Annotated in this window: 12 protein-coding genes and 3 pseudogenes; 11 read left to right on the top strand and 4 right to left on the bottom strand. The window is 64.2% G+C overall.

All coding sequences use genetic code 11. The annotated features are described in order from the left end of the window. Positions 1 to 161 precede the first annotated feature (161 nt). Together V5E28_RS13295 and V5E28_RS13290 are read left to right on the top strand one after the other, a co-directional pair. Entirely contained in the window at positions 162 to 668 is a 507-nt protein-coding gene (locus V5E28_RS13295) for a F0F1 ATP synthase subunit B (protein ID WP_336207140.1), read from the top strand. Positions 669 to 1,116: 448 nt separating this feature from the next. Then, a complete protein-coding gene (locus tag V5E28_RS13290; RefSeq protein ID WP_336207139.1) occupies positions 1,117 to 2,067 on the top strand; it encodes an integrase core domain-containing protein in 951 nt (316 codons plus the stop codon). A 456-nt stretch (positions 2,068 to 2,523) separates the two neighbouring features. Here V5E28_RS13290 and V5E28_RS13285 read toward each other — a convergent pair whose 3' ends face one another. After that, entirely contained in the window at positions 2,524 to 2,751 is a 228-nt protein-coding gene (locus tag V5E28_RS13285) for a hypothetical protein (protein ID WP_336207138.1), read from the bottom strand. Positions 2,752 to 3,088: 337 nt separating this feature from the next. Between V5E28_RS13285 and V5E28_RS13280 the strand changes: the two are divergent. Next, positions 3,089 to 3,175: pseudogene (locus V5E28_RS13280) on the top strand (IS5/IS1182 family transposase); the annotation flags it as partial. 46 nt (positions 3,176 to 3,221) lie between these two features. Here the strand turns inward: V5E28_RS13280 and V5E28_RS13275 are convergent. After that, complete coding sequence (locus V5E28_RS13275; RefSeq protein WP_336207137.1) at positions 3,222 to 3,605, bottom strand: hypothetical protein; 384 nt, start codon at positions 3,603 to 3,605, stop codon at positions 3,222 to 3,224. A gap of 541 nt (positions 3,606 to 4,146) precedes the next feature. Between V5E28_RS13275 and V5E28_RS13270 the strand changes: the two genes are divergently transcribed. Then, a complete protein-coding gene (locus V5E28_RS13270) occupies positions 4,147 to 4,686 on the top strand; it encodes a hypothetical protein (protein WP_336207136.1) in 540 nt (179 codons plus the stop codon). 57 nt (positions 4,687 to 4,743) lie between these two features. Here the strand turns inward: V5E28_RS13270 and V5E28_RS13265 are convergent, their stop codons facing one another. Continuing rightward, a complete protein-coding gene (locus tag V5E28_RS13265; protein ID WP_336207135.1) occupies positions 4,744 to 10,380 on the bottom strand; it encodes a DNRLRE domain-containing protein in 5,637 nt (1,878 codons plus the stop codon). 437 nt (positions 10,381 to 10,817) lie between these two features. On the opposite strand from V5E28_RS13265, the pseudogene V5E28_RS49530 reads away from it, so the two are divergent. The 6 genes and pseudogenes from V5E28_RS49530 to V5E28_RS13245 all read left to right on the top strand — a co-directional run. Then, positions 10,818 to 11,216: pseudogene (locus V5E28_RS49530) on the top strand (Arm DNA-binding domain-containing protein); the annotation flags it as partial. A gap of 18 nt (positions 11,217 to 11,234) precedes the next feature. Further along, positions 11,235 to 12,122, top strand: a complete 888-nt coding sequence (locus tag V5E28_RS13260) for a tyrosine-type recombinase/integrase (protein ID WP_336207134.1) — start codon at positions 11,235 to 11,237, stop codon at positions 12,120 to 12,122. Between the two features lie 339 nt (positions 12,123 to 12,461). Further along, positions 12,462 to 12,857 (top strand): annotated as a pseudogene (locus V5E28_RS49525) (ISAzo13 family transposase); the annotation flags it as partial. Continuing rightward, positions 12,775 to 13,002, top strand: a complete 228-nt coding sequence (locus tag V5E28_RS13255; protein ID WP_336207133.1) for a hypothetical protein — start codon at positions 12,775 to 12,777, stop codon at positions 13,000 to 13,002. The pseudogene V5E28_RS49525 and the gene V5E28_RS13255, both read left to right, overlap by 83 nt. A 210-nt stretch (positions 13,003 to 13,212) precedes the next feature. After that, entirely contained in the window at positions 13,213 to 14,172 is a 960-nt protein-coding gene (locus V5E28_RS13250) for a TIR domain-containing protein (RefSeq protein WP_336207132.1), read from the top strand. Between the two features lie 2 nt (positions 14,173 to 14,174). Beyond that, complete coding sequence (locus V5E28_RS13245) at positions 14,175 to 14,606, top strand: hypothetical protein (protein ID WP_336207131.1); 432 nt, start codon at positions 14,175 to 14,177, stop codon at positions 14,604 to 14,606. On the opposite strand, the gene V5E28_RS13240 is transcribed toward V5E28_RS13245, so the two are convergent. After that, complete coding sequence (locus V5E28_RS13240) at positions 14,536 to 15,105, bottom strand: hypothetical protein (RefSeq protein ID WP_336207130.1); 570 nt, start codon at positions 15,103 to 15,105, stop codon at positions 14,536 to 14,538. The two genes, V5E28_RS13245 and V5E28_RS13240, sit on opposite strands and share 71 nt — an antisense overlap. Positions 15,106 to 15,571: 466 nt before the next feature. Between V5E28_RS13240 and V5E28_RS13235 the strand changes: the two genes are divergently transcribed. After that, on the top strand, positions 15,572 to 17,383 hold the full coding sequence (locus tag V5E28_RS13235) for an ATP-dependent nuclease (protein ID WP_336207129.1): 1,812 nt from the start codon (positions 15,572 to 15,574) through the stop codon (positions 17,381 to 17,383). The last annotated feature ends 664 nt before the right edge of the window (positions 17,384 to 18,047 follow it).

Raw genomic sequence — 18,047 nt, 5'->3', positions numbered from 1 at the left:
ACACCAACCGTCAACCTCAGTCAACCTCAGTCAACACCTCGAGTCGACCACACGAAGATCGCGACCCCCAGGCCAACCTCTTCGCTCGATATCACTTCGATCAACCTTTCGCCGAGTATGCATGAAGCCCTCTGACAATCCCGCCCACGAAAGGTCCTTTCGTGAATCCCCTCTTCCCGGACAACTACTACGAGCCCGCTATCGGGCTCGTCGTTTTCCTCATCACCCTGTTTGTCGTCGGCAAACTGCTCGTACCGCGCTTGCAGAAGACGCTAGCCGAGCGGGTCGACGCGATTGACGGCGGCATCATGAGGGCAGAGGAGGCCCAAGCCAAGGCCCGGAATCTGGAGCGGCAATACCACGAGCAACTGGAAGAAGCGCGACGCGACGCGGCGCGGTTGCGCGAGGAGGCCCGTGAGCAGGGCGCACAGATCAAGGCTGAGTTGCGCGCGCAGGCGCAGGCCGAAGCTCGCCACCTCATCGCGATGGCGCGGGCCCAGATCGAGGCCGACAGACAGGCAGCGTTCGCCCAAATGCGCACGGAGATCGGCCGTCTGTCGACCGACCTGGCGGGCCGAATCATTGGGGAGTCAGTGGAGGAGAACGTACGGCAGACCGGCATCGTGGAGCGATTCCTGGACGAGCCGGAGAACCGAACAGTTTCTTGAGATAACGAGGCCGACCGTTGGCCAAGACGGCGGCATAGCGGCCTTACGACCTCTAAAAAGTGACGGACGGTCACGCATCCAGTCGAACCGTTACACCGTACGCGCGACGAATGCTTACGGACCAAGAACACGACAAGTGGGTTGAGTGAAATGCCATTCGACCCGCCTCACGCTACCTGTCAATGCCCAGCTCATTGGTGTTGGTCCCTGTCATTTTCCTGCGCAAGGACAAGGGCATCTCCATGAGGCGCAGACCCTGTACCGCTTCAAAAGTCATCGCAGGGTGCATGACCTGCGGGTCGATCTGGTGCAGAAGTAGGGGCAAGATCAGTTCTTGTGTCTCTCCATCTCCTCTACCTACTCATGATTCGGGGTATGCGGCTGGCTGGTGCTCCTGAGCCGATGCGAGGCGGCCAAGGACGCCGAGATCACGATGCCTCGGCACGAAGTGGCGGTGCTGCGTCGTCAAGTCGCCCGGCCGAAGCCGGACTGGGCCGATCGAGCGGTCCTGGCTGCGCTGGCACGACTCCTGCCGCCCGGGTTGCGGGCTCATCGGCTGGTGACACCGGGTACCTTGCTGGCCTGGCATCGGCGTCTGGTCCGACGCCGGTGGACGTATCCGAGCCGCTTCGGCCGCCCGAGGATGAGCAAGGAGATTCGGGCCCTGGCGCTGCGCCTGGCGCGGGAGAACCCGGCCTGGGGATATCGCCGGGTGCACGGCGAGTTGGTCGGGCTCGGCTACCGCGTGAGCGAAGCGACCGTGTGGCGGATCCTGCGGGGCCGGCGCATCGGCCCGGCTCCCCGAGACGCCGACACCTCATGGCGAACGTTCCTGCGCACCCAGGCACAAGGGCTGTTGGCGGTCGGCTTCTTCCACATCGACACGATTTCTCTGAAGCGTCTGTACGTGCTGTTCGTGATGGAAATCGCCACCCGGCGCGTGCACATCCTCGGCGTGACCACCCATCCGACCGGCGCCTGGACGGCCCAGCAGGCCCGCAACCTACTCATGGACCTCGGTGACCGGGTCAGATCCTTCCGCTTCCTCATGCGCGACCGGGCTACCAAATTCACCGCTGTCTTCGACGCGGTCTTCGCCGGCGCGGGCGTGACGGTGCTGAAGACCCCGCCGCGCACACCGCGGGCCAACTGCTATGCCGAGCGGTGGGTGCGCACCGTACGGGCCGAGTGCACTGACCGCATGCTGATCTACGGCGAACGGCACCTGCGCTCGGTGCTGGCCGAGTATGCCGATCACTACAACGGCCACCCGCCGCACCAATCCCGCGCGCAGCGGCCACCCGATCACGATGAGCGGACCGTCGTACCGCTGAAAGGCGGGATCGAACGCCGGAAAGTGCTCGACGGGTTGATCAATGAGTACCATCGAGCCGCGTAACCACTCCGGAGAACGCCCAGCTCAAGCCCTATGCGATGAATTTTGAAGCGGTACACGCATTCCGGCTTGGCCGTCTAACGATCTTCTCATGGGTTCGTCGTGAAGCGCGTAGTCTGAACGATCATGCGATGTGCCCGGTCCGTGCCCAAGAGCAACCACCGAGCAACCAAGTGAGATCATCTTCTCGCCGGAGGCATCCGAAAATCGAGAAACCCCAGGTCAGACAGGGTAAGAGGTGGTAGGGCGCCCGGGGCTCGAACCCGGAACCTACGGATTAAAAGCCGCAGTTCTCAATGCCGCCCGCTGTCGAATCGTGTCCTGTTGTATCGCGATGTCATGCGTTGCCCGTGCTCAAAATGTCCGAGAGTGCCGCCCGGTGTTATGCCGTATCGGGTGCCGATGAGCATCCAACGAGCAACCGATCCGGTGATGTACGGCCTTGACCGTTAACCCAGCCTATAGCTGGCCGCTGGACGGGGGAGCGCATCTGACAACCATCAGTCGAGGCTGAACCAGCCCTCGCTTTCTGCTGTTCATGCCCAATTGGAGGGTCTGATCCCGCTGGGATAGTTGCGGGTCGGAGTCGACCATGCCGTATGGCGGGCGCAGGTCGCCGAAGACCAGCGCGGTGCGGTCAGGGGCATGGTGGGCGCCGTTTTCCAGGATGATCGACAGGTTGAGCATCGCGACCCTTCCCTTGGAATGTGGGTCAAGGATCCCCTGGAGGATGGGGGCCGACTTGTATGAATGTGTCGACCTGCGTGCAGGAAGGCTCGCCGGACTGATGATCGTGGGCGACACGGTCGTGGTCAACGCGGTGGTGGAGCCGGCAATGAGACCCTGTGCGCCGGGAGCCCGCCACCGTTGCCCACGATCATTGGACGATGAGAGCGCACCTTGAGCGTTTTCCAACTTGATGGCGTAGGTCAGCAGCGGTACGGGCTGGGATGAGTTGGCATGAGAAGAGGCTCCCGGTAAGACAGCAGTCGACCAAGATCCGATGCCCCAACCGGGAGCCTCGTTGCTGTCTTACCGTGCTGGCATTCCGCTGTCCAACCAGACCCTTGTCCGCCTGGCCGAGCTCATCCGTGCACAACGTGCTGAGCGAGCGACGTAGGGATCTCCCAGAGTCAAGGTGATTTACGACTGAAGGGTTAAATCCGGATGAAGTAGCGCCGGTGGACCGTAGTTTCGAACCAGTCGACGTCCAGCCGGTGCCCTGACAGCATGAACGCCAGTTCCAGGAAAGCCCCCTGCCGTTCGTCATAAGGATGCGGCGGGAACAGCGGCAGGTCCCCCAGATGGTCGTCGAGACCGTGGGGATCCTCACCTCCGGCGAATCGCAGGCCGCCGCTGTCGACCACGGTCAGGACTCGGCGGTCGATTGCTCGCCTGAGGGTGAGCCGCGTGTTCAGGTTGGCGAACAGGTTGAGGACCTCGACTCCATCGGCTGAGATCTGCTCGATTTTCCTCTTGCCATGCCAGCCCATAGGCTCCATCACGACGACGTGGTCACCCGCGCGTCCGCAGACGATCATGTGCGGCGCGGTATGGCCAGGGTATGACGGCAGTTCGCCTCTCGCTTCGGCGATGGTGCGCTCACGGACGTCGTCCAGGGCCGCGCCGAACCGTAGTGCGACCTCGTCCGGATCGGCGAGCCTGACCCAGGTGAGGCAGCAGGACTCGGCCAGACCCTCCCCTGCGAAGAGTCGGTAGTTCTCGCCGAATCGCCCGCCACGATCACGACCTGGCCCACGCCGAGCTGGCGGCTGTCCAGCAGGAACAGCAGCGCCGCGCCGACCTGCCGCCCGACCGGCGCGACATCGAACGCGCTACCCGTGCCGAATACGCTCAGCGCCAGCGCCAGGCCCACCAGGCCGGCACCCGACCGGCAGCGAGACCAGGAACGCCAGCACCGCGATCAGGCCTACCGGCCGCCACCCAGCCACGGGATCGACCGCGGGCCCGGCCTGGCCCGCTGACCGCCGTCAAGGGACTCGACATCCATCGTCGCCGGGATATTTCGGATAATCTCGCCCTCGGTGATCCACGTGTTTTGCCGCATCACGGGAGGGTTAGATGGCCAATCTGGTCGATAGCGTCACAAGCACGTACTCGGTGGAGTATGGCTCCTTCTCGATCTTGGACATGGATGGGTTGTCGCGGTTGCCTTCCGCACTTGATCCGCAGGAGTTGTACGCCCTCACCGACGAGGGCGAGATCTGGTTCGCTGCCACTCCGAACATGGCAATTGTGCGGAGCCGTGCAGGCTCCCATCACGTCGTTCGTGTCACCTTGGAGCGGTGGGATGCCGAGCCTCCTGCCGAGGAAAAAGGTGGGGTGGGTGCGCTTGTGGTTGAGATGTTCAGCAGCTCGGGCAGGTTCTGGCTTCATAACTCTTCAGGGGAGTCGAGTCCGGTGCTCGATCTTGGGGTTTCTGGGGTCTCATGGCTGGTGCGCGGAAGGCGAATCGCGATGACGGATCCGTTCGCCGAGGGGGCAGGTGGACTGGATTGGGGTGGCGACGATGATGACGACGATGATAACGATCCGGGTTTTCCGGAGGAGGGGCTCGAGGAATTCGTGTTTCGGTTTTGGCCGGCTGAGGCACGCGACTAGCAATAAGAAATGACAAGGCCCCGAACGGCACAGCTCGCTCGGGGCCTCTATGTCTCGCTAGTTAATGCGTTCGTTCATCGCATTGTAAAGGTGGAGGATGAAGTCTTCATCGTGCAGGATTCGGTCGTTCTGGTAGAAGCGTCCGAGCCCTGCGATATGGTGTACGTCGCCCCAGTCTCGATTCTCCTGCTTGGGGATCAGGGATACTGAGATGGCGACACCCGGCATATAAGGTGCTCCCTTGTCTGTGGGCTTGTCTTTTTGCCAGCTCACCCAGGAGCCTTGATAGGTGCTCTGGAAGGGGAACTCGTCGCACTCCTGCTTATCGGTGTCCCATGGAGCAGCGCCCCCCGTGTAGGGATTGCCGGTCCTGATGCCGTAGTCGAAGGCGCAGATCTTGAAAGAGCGGTAGTAGTTCCGGCCCTTCCGGGGTCCGGCTTTCAGGCGGGTCAGCGGCGTGGCGGGGCTGAAGCCCGGGAATTTCTTCTCTGTTCCGAAGGCCAGATGCCGTGGCCACAGTTTTCGATCTGTGGTGCTGGTTGAGGGTGTTGTGATGTTGGGGGTTAGGTACGCCTTTGAGATGTGGGCGTAGGCATTCGGGAAGGTGTTTTCATGGAGTTCCAGCGCGCGCATGTTGTGGTCGAAGATGCATCCGCGGGGGAAGTACCTGTTCTCGGTAGAGGAGTCACAGCGAATGAGCGCCTTCGCTGAGCGGTTCTTGTACATCATTCCCTGGACATGTGGAACCGTGAGAGACAGCTGGATGGTGCATTCGGACAGCAGGTTGTTCCCGCCCCCGCTCCAGCCGGTCTCCGGGGATTCGACCTTGAATGTCACCTTCCGGCTGTTTTGCCAGTAGTGCCGGTTCCCAGCGAAGACCTGGGGATGGTTGGCGTCGACCACCTGTCGGCACGAATTAGCCGGTGACCCCTGCACCATGAGGCCGAGTGTGAACACCTGATCCCTGAGCAGGACGCCCTTGACGGCGTCATTCATGGCTAGGGTGATGACGTCGATTTCAGTCGTACGGGAATCGTTGGCGGTGCGACCGATGGTCATCAAGACGAACTCTGCCTGGTCGGTCACCTGCCAGCCGAGTTTTGTCTTGACCTCCACGGTGAATTTCGGTTTCTGGCTGACGCACCAGTCGTGGGGACCCGGCGTCCATCCTCGCTCATTCTTTGGCGGTACCCGGGTGGTTGCCGGGCGGTAGAAGGAGTCGTTCCGGGCAATGCAATCGGCGGGCTGGATGCGGTTGTAGGCGGGCGCGGCGACGAGCCCTGAGGCTGCAGTGGTTGCGCGCTCACTCTTGGTGCTAGGTGCAGTGGTGGGCTGTGGAGTTCCACCAGCTGAGATGACAGCTTCATCTGCGGTGATAGCTTTGTCGTAGATCCGGACATCATCCAAGGCGCCGCTCATCCGGGTGCCGAGGGTGGTGAAGCCGGTGGCGCGCCAGGCGGGGAAGCTGATTGTCTCTGACTTGATCGCAGCGCCGTTGAGGTACAGCGTTGCCTTCTTTGAAGCGGCGTCGTAGACGCCCGCGAGGTGGAACCACTCGTTAACGGGCGGCTCGACCTGCGAGCGCACGCCTTCGGTCGTGGCATCGGGAGAGTCGGCGCTGGTGAAGGTGAACACCAGGCCGTCCTCCGGTGTGTTGCCGAGGTGGAAGGGAGCCTGGTGCAGTCCCTTCTGCTCGACGACGGTGTAGGCGCCGTCCTTGTCGTCCCAGCGCAACCATGCGGTGACGGTGAAGTTCCCATCGGTTGGGATCAGAGCTCCGGCGGTGTAAGCGAGGGCGTCATCGGTCGGCTCGATCACGCTCACCTGGAATTCTTGCCAGTCCGACCACGCTGAGCTGGTGCCGGCGGCGGTGTTGAGAGCACGGGTGCGCCAGCGCGCCTTCCAGCCGTCTTGGAGCCTTCCTTCTGCCACTGTGATCCTGGCCGGGGCCCCGAAGGCGATGTTGTCCAGCGCGCCGGTCCAGATTTGGCCGGTGCCCTGCTCGGTCGCGGCGGGGTCGTGCTCGACCTCGTACTCCACGCGCAGCGGCTGGCCAGCTGGGTCGGTGACCTGTGCCAGCAGCGCCGGCGTGAGGCTTGTGGTCACGGTTTGGCCGTTGACCTGCTGGGACGGGTCGATCTGGAGGGCGGTTACTGTCGGTTGACCGCCGGGGTCGGGCACATCCACCGTAGCGGCCAGCCAGTCCGACCACGCCGAGGTCGTAGTAGCGCCGGTGTTGACAGCACGAGCGCGCCAGCGGATCTTCCAGCCGTCGGTCAGCATGCCCGCCGGGACGCTCACCGTGGCCTGGCTGCCGGAGGTGACCACCGGGGAGGCGCCGGCCCAGATCTGGCCGCTACCCTGTCCAATGGCGGCGGGGTCGTGCTCGACCTCGAACTGGCCGGTGAGGTTGCCGCCTGCGGGGTCGGTGACGGTAGCGGCGAGCTGTGGGGTGAGTGAGGTCGTCACCGTGGTGCCGTCCACCGTGTGCGCCGGTGTGATGGCCGGGGCCGAGACCGCCGGTTGCGATGCCGGTCCACTGGTGGTGATGGTCAGCGTCGGCGGCAGGTTGAAGTCGGTGTCTTCGGAGGAGGTGAACACCCGGTAGTTGTCGACATCCGCCTCGCCGGGCGACTTGAGCACCAGGCCGTGGTTGACGGCGCCGGCGGCCCAGTCCTGGGCGATGCCGGTGACGTTCCAGTCCATGCTGTCCGGGTAGATGTCGCAGTTCTGGTCGACGCCCTTGAAGTTGGTGGAAGCGTCCTCGGTGGTGTGGGCTGGCTTGTTGGCCCAGTACAGGTTCGCGGGGTCCCACGCGCCGGTGAGGCGGGCGACCTGGATGCCTCGGGAGAGCGTGGCGCCGCAGTTGTGGCTGTCGATGGTGTTCATCGACAGCGTGGCGTCGGTCACCGTGCTGCCCTGCACGCCTGCGGTGTCGAACTGCAGATGTACCCGTGCCCTCGTTCCGCCCGTCATGGTGCCGGCGAGCATGACCGGATTGTCCGGGAGCGCGGGCCAGCCCTCGGAGTCGTTCATGCTGGTATCGACGTCGGCGCTGAGCGGAAGCGTGACCACCGCGGCCACCCGCACCGGGTAGATGGTGCCGGCATCTGCCAGGAACGCCTGGTCCGGCTTGACCACCAGTTCCGTACGGCCGTCCTTGGTGACCACGTCCGTGCCGGTCTCGCCCCGCTTGACCGGCGCAAGTCGGCCCTTGCCGCTGTAGTCCCACATGACCGGTCGTGTCCCTGCGGCGACCAGCTTCTTGTCCTTGCCCCTCAGCAGCAGTCGGCCACCCTTGCCTTCCGACAGGGTCAGCCCTTCGTCTTCGACGCCGATCCTCAGCTCCACCTGCTTGGCGGGCCGCTGGCGCAGCACCACCTCATGCCGGAACCCGGTCGGCAGCACCGTCACCACCAGGTCAGCCCCGGCGCCGGCTGCGTCGGTGTAAGTGGCCACCTGGCCCTTCACGATCGGCTTGGGCAGCGGCGTCGGCCAGCGCAAGGCGTAACTCTTGCCGTGGGCGGCCATCTTCACGAAGGCATCGTTACCGCCGTTGGAGACCTCCACGCTGGCACCAGCCGAGATCGCCTTGGGCTTCAGGCTTCCGTCCTGTTCGATCAGCGTGGTGTCGATGGGAATCCACGCATCACTGCGCCGAGTTCGGACTGGCCCCATGGTGATCTCGGTTTTGTAGGAGCCATCGAGCAGCGCGTGGGTGATGCGTGTCTCGGAGGTTTCAGCCGTGACTTCTACCGGCTTCCCCTGTTTCTTGGCCTCTTGTGAGGCGGTGGAGCGGGAGATGCCAGCGGGTACCGGTGCGGACGAACCGCTGGAAGTGCGGGTGAGCGCGCTTCCCGACCGGCCCTGAGTCCAGGTCGTCGTGCCGCCCAACGTGGCGTGGCTTTCGAACTCGGAAGAGTCCGCAGCTACCTGGCCTGAGCCTTCGTCGAAGGACCAGTGCCCCAGAATCGTTTCCTCTGCCGGTACATCTGCGCTCTCGTTGGCATCGGGATCCAGATCGGCGACGATCTGGTCCGCCGGTATGTCGCTCGGCGGGGTGAAGAAGGAGTCCGGGTTACGCCCCATCACTTCATTGCTGGCTCGATGCTCTTCCTGGACCTCGGACCAACTGAGAGCCGGCGCCGCCTGCGGAGTGCTGGTGAGATCACCGATGTACTGATCCAGTACCTCCGAGGTGACGACTTCCTCCTCGACACTGGGGTGCATGGTGAGCCGCTTCGGAGCGGGAGTGTATTCGACCATGAGGGTGGGTGGGTGGCGGTAGCCCGGGTAGGGGTCGCCGCTGTGTTCGCTGGCGTAGTACTGCCGCCAGTTGATCGCCGGGCTCTCGGTGACCGCTCGCAGCACCATCCCGTGGTTGTCCACGCCTTGTTCGATCCAGCCGCGGGCCATGCCGGTGACCCGGTGGACCAGCTGTTCCTCCTTGGCGCACCAGCTGGCGGGGTCGGCCTCATAGTTGTAGCCGGCCTGGTTCCCGCTCCCGCCCGCCACGCCGGCGAGCGTGGGTTGCCGGGACCAGTTCAAGGTGGAGGTATCCCACGTGGAGGTGATGAGGGCGGCACCGATGCCCGAGCCGTCCATCGGGTCGCCGCACAGCTGGCCGTTGGGGCCGCCGGACTTGTAGTTCCACACCCACAGGTCAGCGTCCAGCACGGTGGCGCCCTCGAGTACGGGGTCGTCGGTGTCGAACTTCAGGTACACGCGGGCGATGTCGGCGCTGGTCTGGGTGGTGCCGGCGCGTAGCCAGCCGGCCGCGGCGTTGTTGGTGCCGGGGTTGTTCTTGCTGACCCAGGCGTCGTCGGGTTCTCCGCCGCCGAACCATTCGGAGGCGGCGGCGATCGTCACCGGGTAGGTCACCGCCGGGTCGGCCAGGAACTTCTCGTCCGGGGTGAACACCAGCTCCGAGGTGGTGCCGGAGGTCTGCATGCGGGCCTCGACCGGGGCGGACCTGCCCTCCTCGGGGGAGGACTCCACCTTGGCGTCCATCGCGGTCAGCACGATCGGCGCGGCCGCGGCCTTGCCCTTGGCGTCCTTGAGTTGCGGCTGCCCGTCGGATGTCGTGCCGAACGTGGTGCCTTCGGGCAGGGTGAGCGGCAGCCGTACGGTCACCGGGCCGGTCGGCCGCTGCCGCAGAACCACCTGGGAGATGAACCCGTCGGCCTGGGCCTGCACCACCAGGTCCGCTCCCGGCGCGACGGCGTCAGGGTAGGTGACCGCGCTGCCGGAGACCTTCGGCTCCGGCAGCGCCCGAGTCACCTTCAGGCCGCTCGTCCCCTGCCTGCCGTCCGCCGACACCAGCTGCTTGGCGCCGCGCCCGCCGAAGGTCAGCGGGCTCTTGACCCGCGCGGCCTGCAGCTTGCCGTCCCGGGTGACGATGCGGGTGTCGATGGGCTCCCAAGCGCCGCTGGCCGGGTCCTTGAGTTGAACGGGCCGGGTGTGCAGCTCGGCCCGCATGTTCTTGCCGTCAGGGTTCGCCCAGACCTTCATGGTCTCGGTGAACTGGGCGGGCACCTCGACGGGTTTGCCGGATGTGGCCGCCTTATCCCAGGCGGTCTTGAGAGCCGGGTCTGGGGTGGCGCCTGGTGGCGTTGTCGATGCGGCGGTTGGGGAGGGGGATGGCGTGGGGCTCTGGGCGATCGCGGGTGCACTCAACAGCGAGAGCGGCAGCATCAGAGTGGTGATCAGGGCAGCCTGGCGGCGCGTCCGGGCGGATAAGCCGGACGCTGATCGGCGTTTGCGCACTCATAACCTTTCGAACAGAAGTATCAAAACTGAATGATCATCACATAAGGCTGAACTAAAAGTAAAGATCGTTTTCAGTAACGGGAAAGACGCCCTCCGCTAGATGAGGCCGCCGCCCATCTAGCTGCGGTGATAGGACATGCGGCCTCGTAGGCCCTGGGTGCGGCGGGTTCCCGGAGGCGGTCCCTTGCTGGCGTCGGTGGCAGGCGGCGCCTGTACCTCGTCAAAATGGTCGAGGTCATCAGGGCAGGACGTCTTGTCGACAGGGATGGGTTTGTGGCTTGACGGATCTACCTAAAATTCACTGGATGTAGATGCCGTTGTTGCCGTCATCTCCCGTGACCCAAGCGAGGGAGTGAACGGCGATGACACGCATCCAAGATCACTACGTGGTGTATCGGCGTTGTGGCTGTGCCGACGCGGCGACAGGTAAACGGCTGGGAAACCACTGCGCCCGGCTGGCGGATCAGGCGCACGGCAGTTGGTATTTCGCCGTCCAGGTGACGGACGTGTCCGGGCGGCGGCAGCGACTGCGACGTGGGGGCTTCCCCACGGCCGAAGCGGCGAGGCAGGCTGCCCGTGATCTCGCTCAGTCGCTGGAGGCGGCGCCGGTGACCGGGTACTGTACGGTCGCCCAGTGGCTGCGCTACTGGCTGTCGGTGGTTGAGCGGCGGATCCGGCCGACCACCTTCAAGGCCTACCGTGATCACGTCCGGCTGTTCCTGATCCCGCATCTCGGCCTCGTCCCGCTTCGCGGGCTGTCCAGGCGGCACGTTGTCAGGATGTTCACCGTGGTGGGCAGGCGCCGCACCAGGTACGGCAAGCCGATCAGCGCGGCCACCCTGGAAAGGATCCGGGCAACCCTGCGCGCTGCCTTGAACGAAGCTCTACGGGAAGATGTGATCAGTGACAACCCGGCCTGCGGGCTGCGGCTACCGTCGCCACGCCACGTCCACCCGGTGGTGTGGACCCCGCGACGCGTGGCCGCCTGGCGGCGCACCGGCGAGCGCCCCGCCGTGGCGGTGTGGACGATCGAGCAACTGACCGAGTTCCTCACCTTCGTCCGCGATGACCGGCTGTTCGCGCTGTGGTGGCTGATCGCGCTACATGGTCTGCGGCGCGCCGAGGTAGCCGGCCTGCGCTGGATCGACCTCGACACCGATCGGCGCGAACTCACCATCGCTTGCCAGCTCGTCCACACTGACCATGGCCTGTTCCCATGCCCGCCGAAGAGCGCCTCCAGTCAGCGCGGTGTCGCTCTGGACGTCGACACCCTCCGGCTGCTGCACTGCCATGAACGGGCCCAGCGCGGTGAACTGGGCACCGGCTGGTCGCCGTCATCCCCGATGTTCACCCGCGAGAACGGCGAGGCGATCGATCCCGATTATCTCAGCTACCGCTTCCACAAGCTGGTCCTGGCCAGCGGCCTTCCTCCGGTGCGGCTACACGACCTGAGACACGGAGCAGCCACGCTGGCCCTGGCGGCAGGTGCGGATCTACGCGTGGTGCAGGGTCTGCTCGGTCATGCCAGCATCGTGCTCACCGCCGACACGTACACGTCGGTGCTGCCGCAGCTATATCACGACAGCGCTCGGGCCACTGCCCGGCTTGTCCTCAAGGCGGCTCGCAAGTCCGCACGTACAGTGAACAACGCCCGCCCTGGAACGTGACTCACATGTGTCTCACCGTGACTCACGGTCGGACGACTCGACTACAGAATCGGGGGAAACCGCAGGTCGAGATGGTAGGGCGCCCGGGGCTCGAACCCGGAACCTACGGATTAAAAGTCGCGATGTCATGCGTTGCCCGCGCTCAAATGTCCGAGAATGCCGCCCGGTGTCATGCCGTATCAGGTGCCGATGAGCATCCGACGAGCAACCGTACAACGGTTGGCATCCCTTGACCATGCGCACTCTTCGGCTGGCCGGGCAGTGTGGCTCCGTGAATCTCGCTGGTGCGGACCGCTGGTCAATAGGCATGGAATCACCGGTTACTCGGTGCTGTGAGGCCCGCGTTTTCACGGTCGGCCACTGCTGACCCATGCCGACCGTGTTCTGGTCACCGTCATCTACCTGCGTCAGGTCTGCCCCCAGAACGTCCTGGCCGCTCTACTCGGCACCAACGCTGTCACCATCGGTGAGGCGATCCGGGAAACCCGTACTCGTCATGGACGAACAGAAGATCACAATGGGCCAGACGGCGCGCTACTTTTCCCAGGCCCAGGACCTGCGTGACTGGCTCGACCACGGTCACCAGCCAGATGCACATCTTCCAGGCGCTTGACTCATCCGCAGCTGACCGGAATGCCTCGCCAGGACTTCCATGCCCTGGCCGCACGGCTCGTCATTCCCTACCAGGCCCTTCTGGAACAGCGCCGCCATCATCCCTGCGGCGGCGACCGACGGTCCGCGGCGAGCGATCCTCAAAGTAGACAGCGCACGGGCGCCGGTGGTGTTCATGGTGATCGGCGTGGTCATCCTCAGCCAGGTGGCGCGTACTGAAACGCACGCCCTGCCATGCCGAGCCGGCGAGTATCGCCTCCTGACGTGAAGAGTTCTAACATGTTGGACACCCGGTCTGGTGGGGGTCAACGTGCTCTATCACATCCAGGTCCACTTACGTGAAGAACGCCGTCCCATAGTGCACTTCGACTTGGACGAAGCGACGTTGCAACGCGACTTCCTCGAACCGTTCCGGCAGGGCCGGGACTTCAATGTCAACGGCTGGCGAGTCCCGATTGGGGAGATCACGCGCATCAAAGTGACGCAGACTGAGGCCTCGTCCGACGAACTTTTCGGGTTCGTGGACCTGGAGGAGAAGGTCGGGACCGGCCCGCCGACCAGGCATCCCGGAGTCCGGGCTGTGCTGGCGGCCGAGAGGGGCAAGGACGTCACCTCCGCGGTGCTCGCGGCTCCTCCCATCGAGAGCGAACGGCGCAAGGTGTTCCTGGTCAAGGGGCGGTGGGACGAGGCGACCGAAGCGATGATCGTCTTCCTCCAGTCGCTGAACCTGCACGTGATCAAGTGGGAGGACGCCGAACTGGCGCTCGGAGGAGCGGGCAACTTCGCGGCCGACGTCGTGGACAAGGGCTTCGAGATGTCGTACGCCACGGTGGTCATGCTCACCCCCGACGACCTGGTGCTCATCCACCCAGCGCTGATCCAGCCCCATGACCCGCGCGACCTGATGAACCGGCCCCGCGCCAACGTCCTGTTCGAGCTCGGCTACGCCTGGCACCTCAACAGGAAGAAAACCCTCGTCGTGCAGTACGGCGACATCTCGCTCCCCAGCGACCTGGGCAGCCTGCAGACCGTCAGATTCGACGCGACCTCCAAGACCAGACAGCAGGTGATGGCCAAGCTTGCCACTATGGGCGTCGCCGTCAACGGGGACGACGGCCGCTGGCAGGAGGCTGGGAAATTCCCCAAGCCGCTTCCCGCGTTGTGCGTCACTGGCCCCGCGCTGCTCGGAGCCCTACCGCTGCACTGGATCCTGCTCGCCAAGCTGAGCGACAGCGACAACATCGACGTGCGCACGATAGCCGCCGAGACGAGGGTCCCCATGAAGAAAGTTCAGGCCACCCTGAACGCGTTGCTGCAGGAAGGGCTCGTCACCCTGCCCGGTAACCAGAAGCCCTCCCAGCTCAAGAACGGGAGGTGTCAGATCACCGTCGAGGGCCGCAGACGACTCGACGAGGAGACCCGGCGCTACCAGAGCTGAGCGTGCCGGACGATGCGGGATACCAGCAACAACTATGGGCGGCGCGCACCGCCGGCGCCATCCGGGCACACCTGGAGATCTGGGTTCCGCGGCTGCAGGCAGGTGAGAGTGGAGTCGAGGTGTCCAGCTTCGCGCGCGCGGGGTTGGAGCGGACCTTGAGAAGGGCTCAGACCTTGCTGGGCGACAAACACGAGCTGAGCCCCGACATCGAACGCCTGTTGCAGCACCCTCTCCCCGCACTGAGCGATGCTGCCGAACTGTCGAATCTGGTTCTGCACGAGCTGTGCTACCTCTACGACCTCGATCCGGACGACCCGCTGGGGCACCGGCGCCCGAGACCGCTCGGCGAGACCCGCGATGCGATCACCCTGCGGATCCCCGAGGGCCGTTCGTCCCCCGCTTCCCGCTCAGCAGCCGAAGCTGCTCCACCTTGAGCCGCGTGAACGACGTCCGCACGTACTCGACGTACGGCTCGCCCGGATGGCCGATCAACGGTCTCTCCCCGCTCTCCTCCGCGCCGAGCAGCACCTCGTAGGAGGTCACGTGCGCGCAGAAATCCTGCAGCGGCTTGGGGAACTCCGGCTCGATCAGCAGATCCGCGTGCTTGATGATGAGTTCCCGCATCCGAAGGTTTGTCGGCATCAGGGCGCTCCGGAACCATCTGCGCCAGTTGTCGGCCGCCTGCGGAGGGAGAGTCCGGACTGAGAGCCTTTCCCCCGGCGGTGGCAGCTGGGTCCGTTCCAGCTCGGCCCAGATCCTCTCGTTGACGTCGACCAGCGCGTGCAGGGGGCCGTACAGCTCGCGTAGCTGAGCGTTGATCCGCGTCAGGCGAGCCTGGCGTCTCTCCTGCAGAAGCTGGCTGCGCTGGTTGAGGAGGAAGACGAGCACGGCCACGACGACGCTGACACTCGCGGTGATGACTGCGGCCTGCATGTGGTCACCTCACGCCGAGGGCCTGTCCCATGAGGAGTGTCCCCCTGCGGTCGCCACCCGTCCACGGTCTCCGTCATCGGGCGGTCCCGGCCTTAACCTCTGTGCCGGATGGGTTTCGCTGCGTTAGGGGCCTGAACTGCCGCTTCTTCGATCTACTCCAATCCAATTGATCCGCTACGGTAAGCCGATCACCGGAGCCACTCTGGAACGATCCGCGCGACACTGTGGGCCGCTTAAGCGAAGCCGTCCGGGAAGATGGGATCCGCGCATTCCTCGGTTTCGTGATCGCCTACGAAGCCTTCCGGCGTGTCGCGCAAAGCGTGAGCGTTCGACTGTGTAGGCGTTCTACGATGTTGTATCTGAGGCTCGAGTGGCTATCGCCTGAATCGAAGGCGTTCGCACATCCTCTCCCACCTCTCCCCGCGATCGGAGCTTACAGCGCGTGTTGCTCACTTGCTTCTCCGTCATGGGATTCCGCTCCCTGCTGCGACTTGACGGCATTCCTGTCAGCAAGCCGACGATCCTGGCCGGCCCGAACGACGGCGGGAAGAGCGCGATCCTCGCGGCCCTGAGCTACCTGGTTGGTCGATGCCCCCTGGAAGATGACGACCGCACTTACTTGTCGTCGTCTGACTCGCTGTCGCGATGCGAGCTGACCGAGGTCGAAGGCGTGTTCACGCTCGACGAGTGGGAGCAGAAGACGTTCGGTCTCGGGGCCACCATTCGATTGCGGCGCTCAGCAGGCGCTGACCTCGTCTCGCGCCTGGAGTGCTGGCTGCCGGTTCCGCGCGATGAGCGCCTGCGCGATCTGTCCTCGTACAAGGTGTCTGAACTCAAAGCGCTGGCCAAAGAGCTGGGCCTGTCCCCAGCCGGCACCAAGAAGGCGGAAATTGAGCAGGCCCTACGAGAGTACGCGGTCCTCCACTCTGGCCCTGAAGGATGGGTGCAGGCTCCTTCAGGCTTGGAAACCCGCATGCCCACCGTGCTACCTTTCGACGGACGCTCCTCTGAGCCCAACGAAGCGGTGCGCTCGGTGCTGCAAAGCTGCTTTCAGACGCACCTGTCCGACGAAACTCTGCAGGGGCAGCTGAACGAAATTCAGGCCCAGGTCAAGGAGAACCTGCAGGCAGACGCCCAAGCGTTGTGCGGCCACATCCTGAGCCGGTGTCCCGACCTCAAGGAGGTCTTCGTCGAGCCCGAGATCTCCTTTTCGCAGGGGTTGAAAGCCGCTCCGCTGCGCATTGCTCGCGCTTCTGGAGAGCATGTGGGCCTCGATCGCTCGGGACAAGGCAGCGCCCGGCGCATCTCTCTGGCCATCTGGGAGTGGACGAGCAAGTTTCTCCAGACCGAGCAGGACCTCGCCGCCGAGACCGCGGACGTGTCGGAGGAACCTGTCCCCTCACGGCCTCAAATGATCATCGTCTACGACGAGCCCGACACGCACCTCGACTACGGCTACCAGCGTAAGATCATGAAGTTGATCAGGGAACAGAGCGCGCTTGCTCACGTCGGCGTCATGGTGGCCACGCACTCCATGAACCTGATCGACGGCGTTGACATCGCCGATGTGGTCAATCTCAAGCTGGATCACGGTGGCCGAACCGTCATGGAACGGCTCGGGACCGACGAGCACGGCGCCATCGACCGGCATCTGCAGCACCTAGCGGCGTCCCTAGGGCTAAGAAACTCGGTGCTGCTGCATGAGCGCGTCTTCCTCGCCGTTGAAGGCCCCTCAGAGCAGCAGGCCATCCCTGTGTTGTTCCGTCTGTCGCAGGGGCTTGCGCTACAGGCGGTCGGCATCGCTCTTTGGGCGTGCAACAACAACGAAGGAGCCCTGCACTTGGCCAGCTATCTGGTCGAGCATCAGCGGTCGGTCATGCTCATGATCGATGCTGACAGCAGGAATCTGTCGATCTTCAAGTCGGACCGGCTCCGGACGCGCTTCGGGCAGGCCCACGACGACATCGTCAGATTTCTCGGTGAGCCACAGAAGCTAAACGAGTTCGAGGAACTTTTCACCGATGAGGTGTGGGCCGATGTCGCCAACACCATCTGGCCCAGAACCTCTGGACAGTGGTACGCCGGAGACTTCAAAGCTCTGCGTGGGAACGGCAAGTTCAGCAAAGAGGTTCACGGTCTACTTCAACGGGAAAGCGAGGCGGGCCCCGGGGGCAAGCCGGAGATGATGTACCAACTCGCCTCGTCGCTTACTCACCCCGAGCAGGTGCCCACCCAGCTTAGAGAGATATTTACAGCGCTCACGCGACAAGCGGAGTAGCGCAGGCATCAGGGTCTTGTCGGCGAGCACGCCGGTCTCGGCGTGCTCGCATCCGCTCCTTACGCTGATCGGACGTAGGCTCCGCCCAGCGGTGCCAGCCCACAGGCGGCTTCCACCGCTGGGCGTGATCGCGCTCTTCCACGCCACACCAGCGGCAGCCATTGGGCGAAGGCAAGGACTGTTGATCGAGGTCTGGAACGTCGTGAGACATCGAACCTCCCCTTCTCAACCTCATTATTCCTGGCACTACTGACATTTCCCTGGCTGACTGCCCGCATGCAAAGAAGAGACACAACGTCATCGGGATGCGTATCGGCGGCCTCCTCCCGCATCTGGAACCCCCTCAGATCCGATCTATCTTCCCTCGGGGACCAACGGCCTGGTCGGGTTCCTCGTGCAGGGGCGGCCGGTGTAGGTCAGGACTAGGTGATGAGCCTGGCATCACCTGTACGGGCAACAACCCCCTCACAGCGACGGCCGATGTGGCCACGTATATCTCAGACGCAACATCACAGGCCCAGCACCAGCTTTGATCAATCGTGACACTCATGAGCTGACAACCCTCGTCGCCCAATTTGGTTGCGTACGGTCGCGACCTGATGTCATCTAGTGATATGCGTCGGTGGGACAAGCTGAACAAGCGCCAGATGGCGACCCTGCGCCG

Origin of the sequence: Nonomuraea sp. LPB2021202275-12-8, assembly GCF_037044575.1 — a bacterium.
In the GTDB taxonomy this organism is placed as follows: Bacteria; Actinomycetota; Actinomycetes; order Streptosporangiales; family Streptosporangiaceae; genus Nonomuraea.
The sequence above is the reverse complement of the archived record's forward strand: the minus strand, read 5'-3'. Positions and strand labels throughout refer to the sequence as shown.

Excerpts from the sequence above, each read along its gene's own strand:
- V5E28_RS13285 (WP_336207138.1), bottom strand. The coding sequence starts at position 2,751 with ATGCTCAACCTGTCGATCATCCTGGAAAACGGCGCCCACCATGCCCCT.
- V5E28_RS13275 (WP_336207137.1), bottom strand. The coding sequence starts at position 3,605 with ATGATCGTCTGCGGACGCGCGGGTGACCACGTCGTCGTGATGGAGCCT.
- V5E28_RS13270 (WP_336207136.1), top strand. The coding sequence starts at position 4,147 with ATGGCCAATCTGGTCGATAGCGTCACAAGCACGTACTCGGTGGAGTAT.
- V5E28_RS13265 (WP_336207135.1), bottom strand. The coding sequence starts at position 10,380 with ATGCTGCCGCTCTCGCTGTTGAGTGCACCCGCGATCGCCCAGAGCCCC.
- V5E28_RS13260 (WP_336207134.1), top strand. The coding sequence starts at position 11,235 with ATGTTCACCGTGGTGGGCAGGCGCCGCACCAGGTACGGCAAGCCGATC.
- V5E28_RS13255 (WP_336207133.1), top strand. The coding sequence starts at position 12,775 with ATGCCCTGGCCGCACGGCTCGTCATTCCCTACCAGGCCCTTCTGGAAC.
- V5E28_RS13240 (WP_336207130.1), bottom strand. The coding sequence starts at position 15,105 with ATGCAGGCCGCAGTCATCACCGCGAGTGTCAGCGTCGTCGTGGCCGTG.
- V5E28_RS13235 (WP_336207129.1), top strand. The coding sequence starts at position 15,572 with ATGGGATTCCGCTCCCTGCTGCGACTTGACGGCATTCCTGTCAGCAAG.